Origin of the sequence: Streptomyces sp. NPDC090445 (assembly GCF_044769385.1) — a bacterium.
GTDB lineage: Bacteria > Actinomycetota > Actinomycetes > Streptomycetales > Streptomycetaceae > Streptomyces.
The window spans coordinates 149,855-168,811 of the sequence record NZ_JBIVXV010000010.1; the positions used below are offsets into that span (position 1 = coordinate 149,855).

Consider the following 18,957-nt stretch of genomic DNA (forward strand, 5'->3'; position numbering starts at 1 on the left):
TCTAGCCGTCCAGGTCATAAGGCTCGGGTGTGGTCCACCGCTCAAACGGGCGGTCCAGGCGGTAGCGGCCGCCGGGGCCCAGCATGAGCACCCGGTACTCGCCGTTCCCGGGGTTGGAGAGGCATTCGAATTCGGCCACCGACCAGTGGAACCAGCGCATGCAGAACAGCCTCATCGTCAGCCCGTGTGTCACGAGCAGCACGTTCGGCGGGTGGTCATCGGCTTCGAAGCTGCGGTGGAGGCTTTCCAGGAAGGAGCCGACGCGGTCGTAGACGTCCGCTCCGGACTCGCCTTGCGCGAAGCGGTAGAAGAAGTGCCCGTAGGTGTCCCGGTAGGCCTTCTGCAGGCGGACGTCCTCCCGGTCCTGCCAGTTTCCCCAGTCCTGCTCGCGCAGCCGCGGCTCCTCGCGCACCCGGACCCGCGCCGGATCCAGCCTCAGGTCCCGGAAGGTCTGCAGGGTCCGGCGGTACGGGGACACGTACGCGCTGACATGCTCGTCGCCGAAGAGCTCGCGGAGCCGTGCGCCGGCCTCGTCGGCCTGCCGGTGGCCCAGCGCGGTCATCCGCAGGGCGTGGTCGGGCTCCCGCTCGTACACGGTGTCGTCGACGTTGCCCTCGGATTCCCCGTGCCGGACGAGGACGATGCGCCGTGGTCGTGCCATTCTTCGACCCTATGCGGCCTTCGGCGTGCCCGGCACCCGGGCACGCCGGTCAAGCCGGCCGATCTTCGTACGGTCATACCGTCCAGGAGGCTTCCAGGTCGACGACGTCTCCGGTGAGCGCCTCGATGTCGGCCTCGGTCTGGGCGCGCAGGGAGAGCCGCTCGACCCGCTCCTGGCGGTACTTGCCGTGCTCGGCGGCCGCGTGCCACATCGACAGGACCAGGAATTCCCGGCCGGGGGCCTCGCCGAACAGGCCGCGGACCATTCCGGGGGACCCGGCCATGGCCGGATTCCACACCTTCTCCTGCATGAGCGCGAAGTGGTCCACGCGGCCCTCCCGTACCCGGGTGTGGGCCACGCGGACGACGTCGGCATCGGTGAAGCGCGGCTCGAAGCCGGTCTTCACGTCGAAGCGGTGGTCGAAGAGGCTGACCCGCGCGTTGGTGTACGTGCCGGCCTGGGCCGCGGCCAGCCGGTCGTGCGAGCGGGCCATGAACGAGTCGTAGAAGGAACGGCTCTCCCAGAACGCAAAGACATGCGCGACCCCCTGCCTCCCCCGGCTCCAACCGCCGCCCTGTCCCCGGAATCCCGGCTCCCCCGGCAGCCCCGCCCATTTGCGCTGCCCGCGCTCGAACCCGCGTCGGTCCGTCACCGTGCAGCGAATCCACTTGACCAGCACGGCGTCATGGTACGGGCCCGGCGCGGCCCGGGTCAGTCCTCGGCGAGGTTCACCCGGTCCAGTTGCTCCGCATCCCGCTCGGAGAGGCGAAGACCGAACTCGCGGTCGAGTACGGCGGGCAGTTCGCCGCGGGTGACGGACCGGCGCTCGCTGCGCCCGTCGGGGTACAGGCGGGTGAGTTCCCGGCCGACGAGGGCGGTGCGGACGGCGCGGCCCGGCTTCTGCACGATGACCTGCCCGATGAACGCGGACCGGGGGTGGGTGGAGCTGTAGTGGTTCAGCAGGACGTAGTCGACGGGGTGGTAGCGCTGCGGGGAGAAGGCGTAGAGGTCGCGCCAGGTGTCCCCGCGCAGCAGGGACAGGGCGAGGATGCCGTCCTCCTCCTCGCGGACGGCGTAGGTCCAGTCCCCTTGCGCCACTTCGGCTCCGGGGCGGGCCAGCGGGACGGGTTCGAGCGGGCCCTGGTGGCCGAAACCGGCGTCGCACAGCAAGGGTTGGCCCTCGACGGTGACGACGAGGACGGCATGCGTCACCGGGAGGAGCGTGTCGCCCCGGGTACGGTTGCGGGCACCGCGCCCGGACACCTCGAAGCCGATCCGCTCCAGGGCAGCGGCCAGCAGCGAGTTCTGCTCGTAGCAGTAGCCGCCGCGGCGGCCGTGCACGAGCTTGTCCTCGATGGCCTTGACGTCCAGCGCGACGGGGCGGCCGAGCAGTACGTCCAGGCTCTCGAAGGCTATGGCACCGGTGTGGGCCCGGTGCACTGCGTACAACGTCGCGAGGTCCGGCCGGAGTTCCCCGTCGTCCCCGACGGGTCCGTCGTATCCGATCCGCGCGAGGTAGGCGCCTAGATCCAGCTGGTCACCACTCCACATGACGCTCCCCCGTTCCGGCCTCGCGGCCCGTGAAAAGTCCGTGGCGTCTGTCCGCCGCGCTCGCACAATGATCAGCATGACGGCCCTGCACACCAACCCTCTCTTCGCCCGCCTCGCCGATGCCGAGACCATCCTGGTCGCCGGCGCCGGCGGAGGCTTCGACGTCTATGCCGGACTCCCGGTCGCCCTCTCGCTCCTCCACCAGGGCAAGCGCGTCCATCTGGCCAACCTGTCCTTCAGCGCGCTCGCCGGCCTGCCCGCCGATGACTGGGTCGCGCCGGACGTCGCGGCGGTCACCCCGGACACCGCGCCCCACCAGGCGTACTTCCCGGAGCGGACACTGGCCCGGTGGCTGAAACTGCACCGCTATCCGTCCACGGTCCACGCCTTCCCCCGGCTCGGGGTACAGCCCCTGCGCGCCGCCTACCGGGCACTGATCGACCGGCTCGGCATCGACGCGGTCGTCCTCGTCGACGGCGGCACGGACATCCTGATGCGGGGGGACGAGGCCGGACTGGGCACCCCGGAGGAGGACCTGGCCAGCGTCGCGGCGCTGGCCGCCCTGGACGACGTCGCGGAACGCCTCGTGGTCTCGGTCGGTTTCGGGGTGGACGCCTACCACGGGGTGAGCCACGCCCTGGTCCTGGAGAACATCGCGGCGCTGGACCGCGAGGGAGCGTATCTGGGCGCGTTCTCGATCCCGCGGGCCACCCGGGAGGGCGCCCTCTACCTGGACGCGGTGGCACACGCCCACGACCGGACTCCCGACCGCCCGAGCATCGTGAACGGGTCGATCGCGGCAGCCGTCCGCGGCGACTTCGGCGACGTGCGCTTCACGGACCGGACACGGAACAGCGAGCTCTTCGTCAATCCGCTGATGTCCCTGTGCTTCGTCTTCGATCTGCCGGGCCTGGCGGCTCGCTGCCTCTACCTGGACCGGATCGAGGACACCCACCTGATCCGGCAGGTCAGCTCGCGCATCGCGGAGTTCCGCGACGAGATCGCGACCCGCCCCGCCCGCCGCATCCCCCACTGACGGAGCGCCCCGCGAAGACGGTGCCCGGGACCGGGGCGGACACGACGAGGGGACCGGGGCGGGCACACGAAGGGGACCGGCCGGTGGCCGGTCCCCTTCGTGTGCTGCCGGGCGGGCCCGGGCGGATCACCCCGCCCGGGCCGCGACGCCGCGGATCAGCTGCAGCCGCTGGTGGAGCCGCAGCCCTCGCAGATGTAGCAGGAGCCGGCGCGCTGCATCTTCGTACCGCAGGAGAAGCAGAGCGGGGCGTCGGCGGAGACGCCGAGCTGCATCTCGACCAGTTCCGCGCTGGAGTGCGCGGTCTTCGGCGCCGGGACGGTCACGGCCTGCGCCTTCGGGGCCGCGGGTACGGAGGCCAGCGGGGCGGACTGGGCCAGGGACTCCGTGTCGACCTCGTCCTCGAGCGGCTCGTAGGAGCCGGTGTCGAGGTGGCGCTGGCGCTCCTCGGCGGTGTGGATGCCGAGGGCGGAGCGGGTCTCGAACGGCAGGAAGTCCAGGGCCAGGCGGCGGAAGATGTAGTCGACGATCGACTGCGCCATCCGCACGTCCGGGTCGTCCGTCATGCCGGCGGGCTCGAAGCGCATGTTGGTGAACTTCGAGACGTAGGTCTCCAGCGGGACGCCGTACTGGAGGCCGACCGACACGGCGATGGAGAAGGCGTCCATCATGCCGGCGAGGGTGGAGCCCTGCTTGGACATCTTCAGGAAGACCTCGCCCAGGCCGTCGTCCGGGTAGGAGTTGGCGGTCATGTAGCCCTCGGCGCCACCGACCGTGAAGGAGGTGGTGATCCCCGGGCGGCCCTTGGGCAGGCGCTTGCGGACCGGGCGGTACTCGATGACCTTCTCGACCGCCGCGCGGATGGTCTCCTCGGCCTTCTCGGTGACCTCGGCCTTCTCCTGCTCCTTCTTCTTGGCGGAGAGGGGCTGGCCGACCTTGCAGTTGTCGCGGTAGATCGCGAGGGCCTTGACGCCGAGCTTCCAGGCCTCGAAGTAGATCTCCTCGACCTCCTCGACGGTCGCCGACTCCGGCATGTTGACCGTCTTGGAGATGGCGCCGGAGATCCACGGCTGGATCGCGGCCATCATGCGGACGTGGCCCATCGGGGAGATGGAGCGCTCGCCCATGGCGCAGTCGAAGACCTCGTAGTGCTCGGTCTTCAGGCCGGGGGCGTCGATCACGTTGCCGTGCTCGGCGATGTGGGCGACGATCGCCTCGATCTGCTCCTCGTGGTAGCCCAGGCGGCGCAGGGCCTGCGGGACGGTGCCGTTGACGATCTGCATCGAGCCGCCGCCGACGAGCTTCTTGAACTTGACCAGGGCCAGGTCCGGCTCGACACCGGTGGTGTCGCAGGACATCGCGAGACCGATGGTGCCGGTCGGCGCGAGGACGGAGGCCTGGGAGTTGCGGAAGCCGTTCTTCTCGCCGAGGCGCAGGACGTCCTGCCAGGCCTCGGTGGCCGCGGCCCAGATCGTGTTGTCCAGGTCCTCGGTGCGGGGCGCGGAACCGTTGGCGTCCGCGTGCTGCTTCATGACGCGCTTGTGGGCGTCGGCGTTGCGGGCGTAGCCGTCGTAGGGGCCGACGATGGCGGCCAGCTCGGCGGAGCGCTTGTACGCGGTGCCGGTCATCAGCGAGGTGATGGAGGCGGCGAGCGTGCGGCCGCCGTCCGAGTCGTACGCGTGGCCGGTCGCCATCAGCAGGGCGCCGAGGTTGGCGTAGCCGATGCCGAGCTGGCGGTAGGCGCGGGTGTTCTCGCCGATCTTCTGCGTCGGGAAGTCCGCGAAGCAGATGGAGATGTCCATCGCGGTGATGACGAGCTCGACGACCTTGGCGAAGCGGGCGGCGTCGAAGGACTGGTTGCCCTTGCCGTCGTCGTCGAGGAACTTCATCAGGTTCAGCGAGGCGAGGTTGCAGGACGTGTTGTCCAGGTGCATGTACTCGCTGCACGGGTTGGACGCGGTGATGCGGCCGGACTCGGGGCAGGTGTGCCAGCGGTTGATCACACCGTCGTACTGGATGCCCGGGTCGGCGCAGGCCCATGCGGCCTCGGCGAGCTTGCGGAACAGCGCCTTGGCGTCGACCTCCTCGATGACCTCGCCGGTCATGCGGGCGCGCAGGCCGAAGCCGGTGCCGTTCTCGACGGCCGTCATGAACTCGTCGTTCACGCGGACGGAGTTGTTGGCGTTCTGGTACTGGACGGACGTGATGTCGTCGCCGCCCAGGTCCATGTCGAAGCCCGCGTCGCGCAGGGCGCGGATCTTCTCCTCTTCCTTCACCTTGGTGGCGATGAAGTCCTCGACGTCCGGGTGGTCCACGTCGAGCACGACCATCTTGGCCGCGCGGCGGGTGGCACCGCCCGACTTGATCGTTCCGGCGGACGCGTCGGCGCCGCGCATGAAGGAGACCGGGCCGGAGGCGTTGCCGCCGGAGGAGAGGAGCTCCTTGGAGGAGCGGATGCGGGAGAGGTTCAGGCCGGCGCCGGAGCCGCCCTTGAAGATCATGCCCTCTTCCTTGTACCAGTCGAGGATCGACTCCATGGAGTCGTCGACGGACAGGATGAAGCAGGCGGAGACCTGCTGCGGCTGGGGCGTGCCGACGTTGAACCACACCGGGGAGTTGAAGCTGAAGATCTGGTGCAGGAGGGCGTAGGTCAGCTCGTGCTCGAAGATCTCCGCGTCGGCGGGGGACGCGAAGTAGCCGTAGTCCTCGCCGGCCTTCGTGTACGTCTTCACGATGCGGTCGATGAGCTGCTTCAGGCCGGTCTCGCGCTGCGGGGTGCCGACGGCGCCGCGGAAGTACTTGCTGGTGACGATGTTGACCGCGTTCACCGACCAGAAGTCGGGGAACTCGACGCCGCGCTGCTCGAAGTTGACCGAGCCGTCGCGCCAGTTGGTCATGACGACGTCACGGAGCTCCCAGTTCACCTCGTCGTACGGGTGCACGCCCGGGGTGGTGTGGATGCGCTCGATCCGCAGGCCGCCCTTGGCCGCCTTGGTCCCCTTGGTGCGGGAACCACGTGCCGAGCTGCTCGCCGTCTCTGTCATGCCGCCTGCCTCCCATATGCGGGCAAAAACGCCCTAAAGTGCCAGCGATATTCCGCGGCACAGTGCTGTGTCTTGTTACGTTTCGTCTCCCCCGGGCACACCGGGAGTCCCCGGATGTACCGGGAGTCCCCGGCTACCGCCGGGAGGGGCGCCAGGCCGAGCAGACGGGCCGCGCGGGACGCGCGGCCGCCCGGTCAGTCGGCGGCGGAGGCGGGCACGGGGACCTGAACGGCCCCTCTGGACTCGCACTCTTCGGGGTGAGGCCGCCGGTCGCGCAGTTCCGCGATGGCCGTCTCGAAGTCTTCAAGGGTGTCGAACGCTTTGTACACGGACGCGAACCGCAGGTACGCGACGAGATCGAGCTCCTGGAGCGGGCCGAGTATGGCCAGACCCACGTCGTGGGTGGTCAGCTCGGCGCTGCCGGTGGCGCGCACCGCCTCCTCGACCCGCTGGCCGAGCTTGGCGAGGGCGTCCTCGGTGACGGGCCGCCCCTGGCACGCCTTGCGCACGCCGGAGATGACCTTGGTGCGGCTGAAGGGTTCGGTGACCCCGCTGCGCTTGATCACCATCAGCGAGGCCGTCTCCACCGTCGTGAAGCGACGGGAGCAGTCCGGGCACTGGCGGCGTCTGCGGATCGACGTGCCGTCGTCGGTGGTGCGGCTGTCGACGACCCGGCTGTCGGGGTGCCTGCAGAAGGGGCAGTGCATGGGTTTCCTTCACCCTCCCTCTCGGCACGACTGAATCGCCCCGCCCACCCCTGGAGACAGGGGCTCGCCCCTGTGGGGGGCTCGCGGAGCACCACAAGCATATGCGATTCCGAGGGCCTCGTGAGCCCACTGAAACACAAGTTGTGGGTGACCTCGCTCATCCAACCACTAGATATGGGGTTGCGGCGGCTCGATTCCACTACCGCGTGTCGCGGCCCGATGACCGGATGGAAGGCATGCGCGGTGCCACACTGGCACGGGGACCGGAAGGCGCCGATCCGCGCGGGAAGGGTACCGTAAACAGCGGACGCGGGACCGAACCTGCGTTCGGTGGACCATGCGCCGCCACGCACATCTGCCATACACCTCTCGATGTGATCACGGTGGACGATCTGCGATTTTTCACTCGAACGTGTGTTTGGCGCAACCTTTCGAAAGCAACTACCGTTGTCCAGCTAGGGAGAACATTTCGAGAGGGGCCGCCGACGTGACCACGACCGCAGACAGTGCCGCCATCACTGCCCAGAACCGCTCCCAGAGCCGACTCGACCCGGTGCACGCCATGAATGAAGCAAGCCTGAACCCGGAGGCGGACTCCGTCCGGCCCGCGCGCTCCCTGCCAGGGCGCCCTCCAGGCATCCGCGCCGACAGCTCCGGGCTCACGGACCGGCAGCGGAGGGTCATCGAGGTCATCCGCGACTCCGTGCAGCGGCGGGGCTACCCGCCGTCGATGCGGGAGATCGGCCAGGCGGTGGGCCTGTCCAGCACCTCGTCCGTCGCCCACCAGCTGATGGCCCTGGAGCGCAAGGGGTTCCTGCGCCGCGACCCGCACCGGCCCCGGGCGTACGAGGTCCGCGCGTCGGACCAGCCCAGCTCGCAGCCCACCGACACCACCGGCAAGCCCGCCGCGTCGTACGTTCCCCTGGTCGGACGGATCGCGGCCGGCGGCCCGATCCTCGCCGAGGAGTCGGTGGAGGACGTCTTCCCGCTCCCGCGCCAGCTCGTCGGCGACGGTGAGCTCTTCGTCCTCAAGGTCGTCGGCGACTCGATGATCGAAGCCGCGATCTGCGACGGCGACTGGGTCACCGTCCGCCGCCAGCCGGTCGCCGAGAACGGCGACATCGTCGCCGCGATGCTCGACGGCGAGGCAACGGTCAAGCGGTTCAAGCGCGAGGACGGCCACGTCTGGCTGCTCCCGCACAACGCGGCGTACCAGCCGATCCCCGGCGACGAGGCCACCATCCTCGGCAAGGTCGTCGCCGTACTGCGCCGGGTCTGAGCCCGCGCCCCTGTCCAGCTCCGGGACTCACTGCGCCGGTCCCGGAGCTGTCTTGTATCCCTTGCCGGCGCAGAGCTCCGCAGCCGCCGAGTCATGGCCGTCGGCACCCGGGTTGTGGTTTCGGGTGCCGACGGCTTTGTCGTGTGGCATTGCGGCTGCGCCGGGTGTTTCCCACCGGGTGTTCCGCGCCGACGCTTCGGCGTCGTTACTTCCCGTCCGCCTGGGCAGCCGCGTCGATGGCGGCGAGGGAGCGGCGGACCTGGTTGCGGTCCGTGGTGTACCAGAAGTCCGGGAGCGAGGCCTTCAGGAAGCTCCCGTAGCGGGCCGTGGCCAGCCGGGGGTCGAGGACCGCGACGATGCCCCGGTCTCCCGATGCCCGTACGAGCCGGCCTGCACCCTGGGCCATCAGCAGTGCGGCGTGCGTGGCGGCGACCGCCATGAACCCGTTGCCCCCGTGCTCCTCGACCGACTTCTGGCGGGCGCTCATCAGCGGGTCGTCAGGACGCGGGAACGGGATCCGGTCCATGATCACGAGCTGGCAGCTCGGTCCGGGCACATCCACGCCCTGCCACAGGGACAGCGTCCCGAACAGGCAGGTCTTCGGGTCGGCGGCGAACGCCTTGATCAGCTCACCCAGGGTTTCCTCGCCCTGCAGCAGGATCGGGTGGTCGAGCCGGCCGCGGAGCTCCTCGGCGGCCGCCTTGGCGCCGCGCATGGAGGAGAACAGGCCGAGGGTCCGGCCGCCGGCCGCCTCGATCAGCTCGGCGAGCTCGTCCATCATGTCGCCGCGGGTGCCCTCGCGGCCGGGCGTGGCGAGGTGCTTGGCGACGTAGAGGATGCCCTGCTTGGGGTAGTCGAACGGCGAGCCGGCGTCCAGGCCCTTCCAGGCCGGTGCGTCGTCCGCTTCCACGCCCTCAGGGGACAGTCCCAGCGAGGCCGCGACCCCGTTGAAGTCCCCTCCCAGCTTGAGGGTCGCCGAGGTGAGGACCACGGAGCGGTCCTCGAACAGCTTCTCGCGCAGCAGCCCGGACACCGACAGCGGGGCCACGCGGAGGGTGGCGCCGAAACGGTCGTGGCGCTCGTACCAGACGACGTCGTACTCGGATCCGGCAATGATCCGCTCCGCCACCGCGTGGACGTTCTCCACGGAGGCGAGTGCCTGCTTGCGGACCGCGTCCTCGTCGGCGACGGACTTGTCCCTGGTCGCCCCGATCGCGGAGATGACGTTGCGCGCGGCGTCCCGCAGCGCGGTCAGCGCGTAGCCGAGGTCCTCCGGGATCTCCTCCAGCCGGCCGGGGAGGGCCAGCTCCATGACCCGCTCGAAGGACTCCGAGGCGGTCTGCAGGGCATCGGCGGTCTTCTCGTCGACCAGCTTCGCGGCGCGCTTCACGGCGCGGTTGACCTGGCCGGGAGTGACCTCGCCGGTGGCGGCCCCGGTCACGCGGGACACGAGCTCGTGCGCCTCGTCCACGATCAGCACCTCGTGCTGGGGCAGGACGGGGGCGCCCTCGATCGCGTCGATGGCCAGCAGCGCGTGGTTGGTGACGACCACGTCGGCGAGCTTGGCCCGCTCGCGGGCGGCCTCGGCGAAGCACTCGGCACCGTACGCGCACTTCGACGCGCCGAGGCACTCGCGGGAGGAGACCGAGACCTGGCTCCAGGCGCGGTCGGAGACGCCGGGCGTGAGATCGTCCCGGTCGCCCGTCTCCGTCTCGTCGGCCCAGTCCCTCAGGCGCAGCAGGTCCTGTCCGAGCTTGCTCGTCGGGGCGGCCGCCTCGAACTGGTCGAAGAGGCCCTCCTCCTCGTCCTGCGGCGCGCCCTCGTGCAGCCGGTGCAGGCAGAGGTAGTTGGACCGGCCCTTGAGCATGGCGAACTGCGGGCGGCGGCGCAGCTGCGGGTGCAGCGCCTCCACCGTCCGCGGCAGGTCGCGCTCGACCAGCTGCCGCTGCAGCGCCAGCGTCGCCGTGGCGACGACCACGCGCTCGCCGTGCGCGAGGGCCGGCACCAGGTAGCCGAGGGACTTGCCGGTGCCGGTGCCGGCCTGGATGAGCCGGTGGGTGTTGTCGTCGATCGCTTCGGCGACGGCTTCGGCCATGGCGACCTGGCCGGGCCGCTCCGTGCCGCCGACGGCGGAGACGGCTGCGTGCAGCAGGTCGGTGAGGGAGGGCTTCGTCATAGCACCTACCACCCTACGGGGCGCCACCGACAGTGACGGCCACAGCGGGGATGCATGGCCGATACAAGGGCACCGGAAGCCCGGGTGGCGAGGGCCGACGGACGGCGGCCTCACTCTCCCGGGTGAACCTCCGGTCGGCCGGAACCTTGCTGCGCGGCACAGAGTTTTTGGAGATGAAAGGGCCACCGTGAGGAGGTCGGGAAGCACGGAGGAAGCGGAGGAGACATGCGGCGTCGGGATCCGGGGGTGCGGGGCGGCCGTCAGATGAGGTTGCGCAGGGCCCGCTCCCGGATCATCAGGGCGGCGCGCTTCCCGGGGAGGTCGATCTCGGTGGAACAGCGGAAGCCGGAGGCCAGGAAGGCCGACACGGAAGGGGTGTTGCGGATGTCCGGTTCGGCGATGACGCGGGTGCAGCGCGGGCGATTGTCGAGCACCAGGTTGGCGACGGTGCGCAGCAGGGTCGTGCCCAGGCCGCGGCCGCGGTGCGTGCCGTCTCCGATGAGCAGGTGGATACCGGCGTCGTGGGGGCGCGCCCGGTAGTGGCGGGCGAGCGGGTGGAGGTCGGCCCGGTAGATCTCCCAGTAGCTCATCGGAGTGCCGTCGAGGTAGCCGACGCAGGGAATGCTGCTGCCGTCGCCGTCGAGCTGGGACCGCAGATGTGCGGCGGTGACGGAGGCGGGACCGGCGAGTTCCCAGTGCGCGGCCGCGTCGGGGTCGTTCATCCACCGGGTGAGGAGTTCCAGGTCGCGGCCGAGGCGGACGGGCTCCAGACGGAAGGCCCCGGCCGCGGTGGTGACGCTGCCCCATCCGGCCGGGGAGTCGAGCAGCTCGGCTTCGGCGAGCAGGGGCAGCAGCCCGGCCGCGAAGCGGAAGGCGGCGGGGCGGGCGGTACGGCGCCCCGCCAAGGGGGCTGGGATTTCGATTTCGGTGGAGGGCATCGGGCTCAATCGTGGAGGGGGTTGGCGATGGTGACGTAGGCGGACCGGGGGTCGAGGGGGCCGACGTGTTCCTCGAGGCCGCCCTGGCGGGTGAGCAGGTTCGCGTTGCAGCGCAAGGTGGGTGAGTCGAGCAGCCGCTCGGGCAGGGGGCCGAGGCCGGAGGCCTTGCCGAGGAAGCGGCGGAAGGCGGCGAGCAGGACGCGTTCGTCGGCGAGCCGCTGGGACCCGAAGGCCCCGATGAGGCCGAGCACGTTGTCGATGCCCAGGAAGGAGGTGAAGCGTTCGTCGGTGACGGCGTCGGAGACGAAGGTGTCGCCGGCGCTGCCGATGCCGGGGAGCCGGCGTTCGAGTTCTGCGCGGCGGGACGCGCGGAAGCAGTAGCCCCGGCTGCCTCGGTACCGGCCGCCGACGGGCCAGCCTTCCCGGTCGAGCACGACCAGCGTGTTCCGCTGGTGGGCTTCGAGGGCGATGCCGGCGAGCGCGTCGAAGGCGAGGACGGGCAGGACGACGTGGTCGAGATAGCGCAGGAACCACTCGGCGGCGACGGCGGAGGTCGGCCGCCCGGTGGCGGCGGCGAGCCGGGAGACGGCCTCGGCGAGCCGTGAGCGCATCGTGGTCCGGCCCGGCCAGGGGCGGGGCGCAGTGAGGGCGGCGACGCACAGGGCGTCGTCGTGGGAGCGGAAGGGGTTGTGGCGCAGTACGACGCCGAGTCCGGGGACGGGGGTGCCGTCCGGCGCGTCGACGGCGGCCCAGGCGGGGTCGCGCACGATGTCGAAGCCGGAGTGGGCCGCCCGCCACTGTTCCACGAGGCCGGTGCGGAGCAGCCGGTGCACTTCGACGCCGCGGTGGAGTTCCTTGCGGGGGTTCTCCCGGCGGGAGCCGGTGGTGCGCAGGTCGAGGGAGAGCTTGAGCATCGCGGGGGTGCCGGGGCGGTAGACGGTGCGGACGGAGGAGGTGGGGTACCAGGGCTCGCCGTGCGGGCCGAGGTCGTGGAGGAGCCCGGCGTCGAGGAGGGCGGCGACGGATGGGCGCTGGAGCAGGTCGCGGGCCTGCCAGGGGTGGACGGGAAGGGGGGTTGTGCCGTCGGGCAGCGGGAGTTCGGGGGCGAGCCGGTCCAGGAGCCGGGCGGCGGCCACCGGGCGGCCGCGCTCGGTCCAGGCGGAGTCGGTGGCGAGGGCGGAAGGGGCGACGGCCAGCCAGTGCAGGGGGAAGGAGCCGTGGAGTTCGGGTGAGTAGCGGCGCGCTTCGATCGCTGAGAGCCCTTCGCGGCTCTTCGGATGAGGTTGGAGGGGGTGACCGAGGAGGAGGGACTGTTCGGCGGTGAGGAAGAGGTCACCGGCGATCGGGGCGGGCGGGGTGGGCCGTGCGCGCCGGTCGGCGATGAACTCGGCGGTCCGCCGTACCGAGTCGGCGACCCGGCCGGCGAGGGCGGTGCCGCCGCGGCCGAAGGGGCCGGCGGGGCTGCCCTCGCGGGCGAGGAGCGAGACGAGGGTGACGGCGTCCAAGGCCGGGGCATGGGCGGGGGCGCCTTCGAGCCGGGCGGGCGCGAAGCGGTGCCAGCCGGAAGGGGACCAGTAGCGGACGGCAATGAGCAGGGCGGTGCCGGACGCGGGGAGGGGGATACGGAGCAGGGTGCCGGCGGGCCCGTCGGGACGGCCGATGCCGTTCTCGCGGACCCAGCACCGCAGGAGGTTCTCCACCGTCGCGGCCTCGGCGGCGGTGGCGGGGTCGGGGTGGTCCAACAGGTCGGGCAGCATGGCGGGTTCGGGGCCGACCAGGCCCGCGGAGCCCACGCGGGGGCGGAACGCGCCGTGGTTCTGGCGGGGCACCAGGGCCCCGGCAGCCGGGGGCAGCGGCGGGGGCGCCGGGTACGGGTCGGCCCCTCCCCCGGTGCGCTCACCCCCATCGGCTGCGCGTCCGCCCGGCCGGTCAGGGCTGCCGTGGTCCTGCTCGGGACGGGCCTGCGGGGCCGGCCCTGGGGCGGCGCTCCCGGTACCGGGCCCGGCGTCCGCCGTCGGGCCGCCGGCGCCCCCGACGGCCTGCGGGGCTTCGGCCGCCGCCGGGCGCTGGGGCTCGGGGGGCGTGGCAGCATGCGCCGACGCCTGCGAAGCCGCGGGCGAAAGCCCCTGTGCCGGTGTGCCGCCCGCATCCGGGGCCCCGGGGCCGCCGGAATCCGGTGGGGCTGCCGGCCGAGCTGCGCCCGGCGGCTCGGCCTGGATGGTCCTGGGGTCGTCGGCCTGCACGCTGTGCCGGTCCGCCTCTGGAGGCCCCGGCTCCGCCCCTCGGGCCGCGGGGGTACCGGCCGGCGGAACGGCGGGCGCGAGGTACGGCGTGTCGGCGTGCCGACCCGTCGCCTGCGAAACCTCCGGGCCACGGCTCGAACCGGCGGCCTCGGCAGCTGACGGGGCGCCTACCGGCCCGGCAGGCCTGGTCGGGGCGGTTTGCGGGACGCCTGCGGGCAGGAGCGGTGCTGCAGGAGCGGGAGCCTGACCGACGGGTGGCTCGGCGGGTCGGACAGCTGGTGGGTCGTGCGGGGGCCGGGCATGATCCTCCGGCCGGGCGGGCCTGGCCGGGGCGGGCTGCGGTGTGGCTGTGGTCGCGGGCGCGGTCGCCTGCCCGACGGGTGGGTTGGGCAGGCGGGCGGCAGGGTCACGGTCCCCTGTTCCGGCGGCCGGGCGGGGAGCGCCGCCGGGGTTCCCCGGGTCCGCGAGCCGGGGAGGCGGGGTGGAGGGCGGCTGATCGGGGCTGCCCGGGGCGGCGGACCGGGCCGGGTTGGGCGGGGTAGGGGGGACTGGCCCTGTGGGGTGGGGCGGGGATGCGGGCTGGGTGGGGGAAGCGGGGGTCGGGGTGGTGGGGGACGGGGGCGGGAGGGCGGGGTCGGGCATGGGGGTCCTCGAGGTGGGTCAGTGGGGGCGGCGGGCCGCGGCGGCGGGGATGGCGTCGGCGAGGCGGTCGAGGACGGCCCCGGCCTGCTCGTCGGTGAGGGTCAGCGGGGGCAGGAGCCGGACGACGCTGGAGTGGCGGCCGCCGAGGTCGACGATCAGGCCCCGCCTCAGGCACTCCTGCCGGACGGCCGCGGCGAGGTCGGGGGCGGCGGCCCGGGTTTCGGGGTCGACCAGTTCGACGCCGATCATCAGGCCGCGGCCGCGGACGTCCCCGATGCAGGGGTGGACCTCGGCCAGGCCGCTCAGGGCGGTGAGCATCCGCGCGCCCAGGGCTCCGGCGCGCTCGGCCAGGCGGTTCTGCCGTACGAAGGCAAGGGTGGCGGTGCCCGCGGCCATGGCCAGCTGGTTGCCGCGGAAGGTGCCGGCGTGGGCACCGGGGGCCCAGACGTCCAGGCCGGAGCGGTAGACGAGCACCGCCAGCGGGAGGCTGCCGCCGATCGCCTTGGACATGACCATCACGTCCGGGACCACCCCCGCGTGGTCGACGCCCCAGAAGGCACCGGTCCGGCCGACACCGGTCTGCACCTCGTCCGCGATCAGCGGGATCCCGCGCGCCTCGGTGATCTCGCGCATGCGGCGCAGCCAGGGGTCCGGCGCCGGCAGGACCCCGCCCTCGCCCTGTACCGGTTCGACGAGCATCCCGGCCGGGGCCGGCACCCCGCCTTTCGGATCGTCCAGGAGGCTCTCGGTCCAGCGCGCCCCGAGCCGGGCCCCGTCGGCGCCTCCGACGCCGAACGGGCAGCGGAGGTCGTGCGGATACGGAAGCCGGGTCACCCGTACGTCGAGGGCCACGTCGAGGGCCGCGTCGTGGTCGGCGCCGGTGAACGCGAGCAGCCCGGAGCGCCCGGTCGCGGTGCGGACCAGCTTGACCGCGGCCTCGACGGCGTCCGCGGCGGTGGGCCCGCAGAACTGGATGCGGGCGTCGGCGGCCAGTTCGGCGGGCAGGGTGGCGAACAGCTCGGTGGTGAAGGCGTCCTTGACCGGAGACGCCAGGTCCAGGACGTGCAGGGGGGCACCGGAGTCGAGGACGCCTCGGATGGCTTCGAGCACCACCGGGTGGTTGTGGCCCAGGGCCAGGCTGCCCGCGCCGGAGAGGCAGTCGAGGTAGCGGCGGCCGTCGGCGCCCTCGATGGTGAGGCCGCGGGCGCGGACCGGGACGATCGGCAGGGAGTGGGCGTACGTGCGGGCGGCCGACTCCCGGACCGCCTGGCGCCGCAGGATGCCCTCCGCCGCCTCCGCACCGCCGCCGCTCCCGGTTGCACCGCTCCCCGGACCGCCGTTCCCCGCTGCCCCGTGCCCCGGCGCCGCCCGGCTCCCCTGCGCCTGGCCCTGCAACGCCATGTCATGCCCGGTCAACGCCACGAGTGTCGGACCTCCCGCCCGGACTGCTCTACCCGGTTGCGCCTCGAACAGGAACGCGGCGCCCCATCCCCCGTACGTACCAACGACGGTGACGGCGGCTGAACACGGGCGGGCTCAAGATCCTTACGGTGCGCGGTGCGCGGTGTGCCGTGCACGGTGCGGTGCGGGGTGTGCGGTGCGGGGTGTGCCGTGCGCGGCACACGGTGCCGGGCGGGCGGTTTCGGGAACCGTGGGCCCGGCCTGTGCCGTCCCCAACAGCAGCGGCATAGTGGGGTGCTGCACTTTCGGCGGCCCGCACCCCACCGCGGCCGCCGCCCACGCCCGGAACCACCAGGGGGATTGACGACATGCGACCGAACCGACCGGTCACCGCGATTCTGTGCGCGGCGGCACTCGCGATGACCGCCGCCGCCTGCGGACCCGGCGACGGTGAGGCCGGCGGAGACGCCAAGCCGACCGTGGCGGCGGACGTCCCGTCAGGAACCGACGGGATCAAGATCCCCGACCAGCTCAAGGACAAGCTCAAGCAGCACGGCATAGACCTGGAGAAGTGGCGGGGAGGTGAGTGGAAGAACTGGAACAAGGACGACTGGCTGCGCGAGGCGGGCGACTACATCAACCCGGTCATCGAGGGTCTGTGGGATCCGGACCGCATGCGTGAGGCCGCCAAGACCCCGCAGCCGCCGGCCATCGACCCGGACGCCGGCAAGGACCAGGGCGTCACCGACCCCACCCCGGCCCCGGTGGCGGCGAAGCCGGCCGCCACGCCGTACCACTCGAGCGTCCCGTACTCCGGCAAGGTCTTCTTCGACGGCCCCGAGGGCTCGATGGTGTGCTCGGCGACCGTCGTCAAGGACCCGGCCCACCCGGGCAAGTCGAACATGGTGTGGACGGCGGGCCACTGCGTGCACGCGGGCAAGGCGGGCGGCTGGTACCGCAACATCGCCTTCGTCCCGTCGTACAACAACGCGGGCAAGCCGGCGGCGCAGCTCAAGGGCGCGCCGCGGCAGGAGGTCGCCCCGTACGGCGTGTGGTGGAGCGACTGGGCGCAGACCTCGGACCAGTGGATCGCGCAGGGCGGTCCGACGGGCGGTGCGGGTGCTCCGTACGACTTCGCGGTGCTGCACGTGGCCCCGGAGAAGGGCTCGGGCAAGTCGCTGGAGGAGACGGTCGGCGGGGCGCTCCCGGTGGAGTTCAACGCTCCGGCGGTGCCGAAGGTGTCGGGCATGACGGCGACGGGCTACCCGGCGGCGGCCCCGTTCGACGGGCAGAAGGCCTACCAGTGCACGGACAAGCCGGGCCGGCTGTCGCTGAAGGCGAACGACCCGGTGATGTACCGCATCGGCTGCACGATGACGGGCGGTTCCTCCGGTGGCGGCTGGATCGCGGCGGGCAGCGACGGCAAGCCGGTGCTGATCTCCAACACCTCGATCGGGCCGGCCAAGGCGGGCTGGCTGGCCGGGCCGCGGCTCGGCCCCGAGGCCAAGGGGATCTTCGACGCGGTGAGCGCCAAGTTCAAGTGAGAGTGAGCCGCGTGTCCCGCGTCCCGGTGACGTGACGCGGGACGCCGGGACGCCGGCCGGAACGCCGGGACGGCGGGACGCCGGGTTCACGGCCGAGGCCCCCTGCACGACGTTGTTCGTGCAGGGGGCCTCGGTCTGTCCTCAGTGCGCGTGCGCAGCCGCGTGGGCGTGCGCGTGCGCGCCGGTCACCGGCTCGCGGGGACGAACGGGGACAGCTCCGCCGCCAGTTCCGCGTGGACGCGCGCCTTGATGAGGGTGCCCTCCGGGGTGTGCTCCTCAGAGATCACCTCGCCCTCGGCGTGCGCCTTGGCGATCAGCGAGCCGTGGGTGTACGGCACCAGGGCCTCCACCTCGACCGCGGGCCGCGGCAGTTCGGCGTCGATGAGCCGCAGGAGCTCGTCGATGCCGAGTCCGGTGCGGGCCGAGACGGCGATGGAGTGCCGTTCGATGCGCAGCAGTCGCTGCAGGACCAGCGGGTCCGCGGCGTCGGCCTTGTTGACCACCACGATCTCGGGCACGTCGGTCGCACCGACGTCGCGGATGACCTCGCGTACGGCCGCCAGCTGCTCCTCCGGGGCCGGGTGCGAGCCGTCCACGATGTGCAGGATGAGGTCGGAGTCGCCGACCTCCTCCATCGTGGAGCGGAACGCCTCGACCAGGTGGTGGGGCAGGTGTCGGACGAAGCCGACGGTGTCGGCCAGGGTGTAGACCCGGCCGCTCGGCGTCTCGGCCCGGCGCACGGTCGGGTCGAGGGTGGCGAACAGGGCGTTCTCGACGAGGACGCCTGCGCCGGTGAGGCGGTTGAGCAGCGAGGACTTGCCGGCGTTGGTGTAGCCGGCGATGGCGACGGACGGCACCTTGTTGCGGCGGCGCTCCTGCCGCTTGATGTCGCGGCCGGTCTTCATCTCCGCGATCTCCCGGCGCATCTTCGCCATCTTCTCGCGGATCCGGCGCCGGTCCGTCTCGATCTTGGTCTCACCGGGGCCTCGGGTGGCCATGCCGCCACCGCCGCCGCCGCCCATCTGCCGGGACAGCGACTGGCCCCAGCCGCGCAGGCGCGGAAGCATGTACTGCATCTGCGCGAGGGCGACCTGCGCCTTGCCCTCTCGGGACTTGGCGTGCTGGGCGAAGATGTCGAGGATCAGGGCGGTCCGGTCGACGACCTTGACCTTGACGACGTCTTCGAGGGCGATGAGCTGGCCGGGGCTGAGCTCGCCGTCGCAGACGACGGTGTCGGCGCCGCTCTCCATCACGATGTCGCGCAGCTCCTGGGCCTTGCCCGAGCCGATGAAGGTGGCCGGGTCCGGCTTGTCGCGGCGCTGGATCACGCCGTCGAGCACGAGGGCGCCGGCGGTCTCGGCGAGGGCGGCGAGCTCCGCGAGGGAGTTGTCGGCGTCCTGCACCGTGCCGGAGGTCCACACGCCGACGAGCACGACGCGCTCCAGGCGCAGCTGTCGGTACTCGACCTCGGTGACGTCTTCGAGTTCGGTGGAGAGGCCGGCGACGCGGCGCAGTGCGGCGCGCTCGGAGCGGTCGAACTGGTCGCCGTCGCGGTCTCCGTCGATCTCGTGGCTCCAGGCGACGTCCTCTTCCATCAGGGCGTCGGCCCGAAGGCTCTCGGTGAAGCTCTGCGAGGCGCGCACGTCGTCCTGTGCGCCCCGCGCGTCCTGGGAAGGGGAAGAAGAGGAGGTCATGGGATCCTTACGTCGGTGTCGAATCGGCCCGCATCGGGTGGCCG

General features: G+C 72.2%; 13 protein-coding genes. 3 read left to right on the plus strand and 10 right to left on the minus strand.

Translation table 11 applies throughout. The features are described 5' to 3' along the window. Position 1: 1 nt before the first annotated feature. The 3 genes from ACIQUT_RS21220 to ACIQUT_RS21230 form a co-directional block, all read right to left on the minus strand. Positions 2–661 (minus strand): histidine phosphatase family protein, encoded by a 660-nt coding sequence (locus ACIQUT_RS21220; RefSeq protein WP_403564611.1) that lies wholly within the window; start codon positions 659–661, stop codon positions 2–4. 73 nt (positions 662–734) lie between these two features. Then, positions 735–1,340, minus strand: coding sequence for a YdbC family protein (locus ACIQUT_RS21225; RefSeq protein ID WP_403564612.1), 606 nt, complete (start codon positions 1,338–1,340; stop codon positions 735–737). Positions 1,341–1,372: 32 nt separating this feature from the next. Beyond that, positions 1,373–2,212 carry an arylamine N-acetyltransferase gene (locus ACIQUT_RS21230; protein WP_403564614.1) on the minus strand — a complete coding sequence of 280 codons (840 nt, stop codon included), beginning with the start codon at positions 2,210–2,212 and terminating at the stop codon, positions 1,373–1,375. A gap of 76 nt (positions 2,213–2,288) precedes the next feature. Between ACIQUT_RS21230 and ACIQUT_RS21235 the strand changes: the two genes are divergently transcribed. Then, positions 2,289–3,248, plus strand: coding sequence for a DUF1152 domain-containing protein (locus tag ACIQUT_RS21235; RefSeq protein ID WP_403564615.1), 960 nt, complete (start codon positions 2,289–2,291; stop codon positions 3,246–3,248). A gap of 155 nt (positions 3,249–3,403) precedes the next feature. Here ACIQUT_RS21235 and ACIQUT_RS21240 read toward each other — a convergent pair whose 3' ends face one another. Continuing rightward, a complete protein-coding gene (locus tag ACIQUT_RS21240) occupies positions 3,404–6,289 on the minus strand; it encodes a vitamin B12-dependent ribonucleotide reductase (RefSeq protein WP_403564616.1) in 2,886 nt (961 codons plus the stop codon). Positions 6,290–6,483: 194 nt separating this feature from the next. Next, positions 6,484–6,996 carry a transcriptional regulator NrdR gene (gene nrdR, locus ACIQUT_RS21245; protein WP_403564618.1) on the minus strand — a complete coding sequence of 171 codons (513 nt, stop codon included), beginning with the start codon at positions 6,994–6,996 and terminating at the stop codon, positions 6,484–6,486. Positions 6,997–7,483: 487 nt separating this feature from the next. Between nrdR and lexA the strand changes: the two genes are divergently transcribed. Then, complete coding sequence (gene lexA, locus ACIQUT_RS21250) at positions 7,484–8,275, plus strand: transcriptional repressor LexA (protein WP_403564620.1); 792 nt, start codon at positions 7,484–7,486, stop codon at positions 8,273–8,275. Between the two features lie 205 nt (positions 8,276–8,480). Here the strand turns inward: lexA and ACIQUT_RS21255 are convergent, their stop codons facing one another. The 4 genes from ACIQUT_RS21255 to ACIQUT_RS21270 all read right to left on the minus strand — a co-directional run bounded on the left by ACIQUT_RS21255 (position 8,481) and on the right by ACIQUT_RS21270 (position 15,690). Further along, positions 8,481–10,451, minus strand: a complete 1,971-nt coding sequence (locus ACIQUT_RS21255; RefSeq protein ID WP_403564621.1) for an ATP-dependent DNA helicase — start codon at positions 10,449–10,451, stop codon at positions 8,481–8,483. A gap of 260 nt (positions 10,452–10,711) precedes the next feature. Next, on the minus strand, positions 10,712–11,389 hold the full coding sequence (locus ACIQUT_RS21260; RefSeq protein ID WP_403564622.1) for a GNAT family N-acetyltransferase: 678 nt from the start codon (positions 11,387–11,389) through the stop codon (positions 10,712–10,714). A gap of 5 nt (positions 11,390–11,394) precedes the next feature. Further along, a complete protein-coding gene (locus ACIQUT_RS21265; RefSeq protein ID WP_403564624.1) occupies positions 11,395–13,218 on the minus strand; it encodes an IucA/IucC family protein in 1,824 nt (607 codons plus the stop codon). 1,074 nt (positions 13,219–14,292) lie between these two features. Then, the gene (locus ACIQUT_RS21270; RefSeq protein ID WP_403564625.1) at positions 14,293–15,690 is read right to left on the minus strand and encodes a diaminobutyrate--2-oxoglutarate transaminase family protein; all 1,398 of its coding nucleotides are present in this window, start codon (positions 15,688–15,690) and stop codon (positions 14,293–14,295) included. A 353-nt stretch (positions 15,691–16,043) separates the two neighbouring features. Here ACIQUT_RS21270 and ACIQUT_RS21275 point away from each other — a divergent pair, with 353 nt between their 5' ends. After that, on the plus strand, positions 16,044–17,219 hold the full coding sequence (locus ACIQUT_RS21275) for a trypsin-like serine peptidase (protein WP_403564627.1): 1,176 nt from the start codon (positions 16,044–16,046) through the stop codon (positions 17,217–17,219). Positions 17,220–17,404: 185 nt separating this feature from the next. On the opposite strand, the gene hflX is transcribed toward ACIQUT_RS21275, so the two are convergent. Beyond that, entirely contained in the window at positions 17,405–18,913 is a 1,509-nt protein-coding gene (gene hflX / locus ACIQUT_RS21280) for a GTPase HflX (RefSeq protein WP_403564628.1), read from the minus strand. Positions 18,914–18,957: the final 44 nt, after the last annotated feature.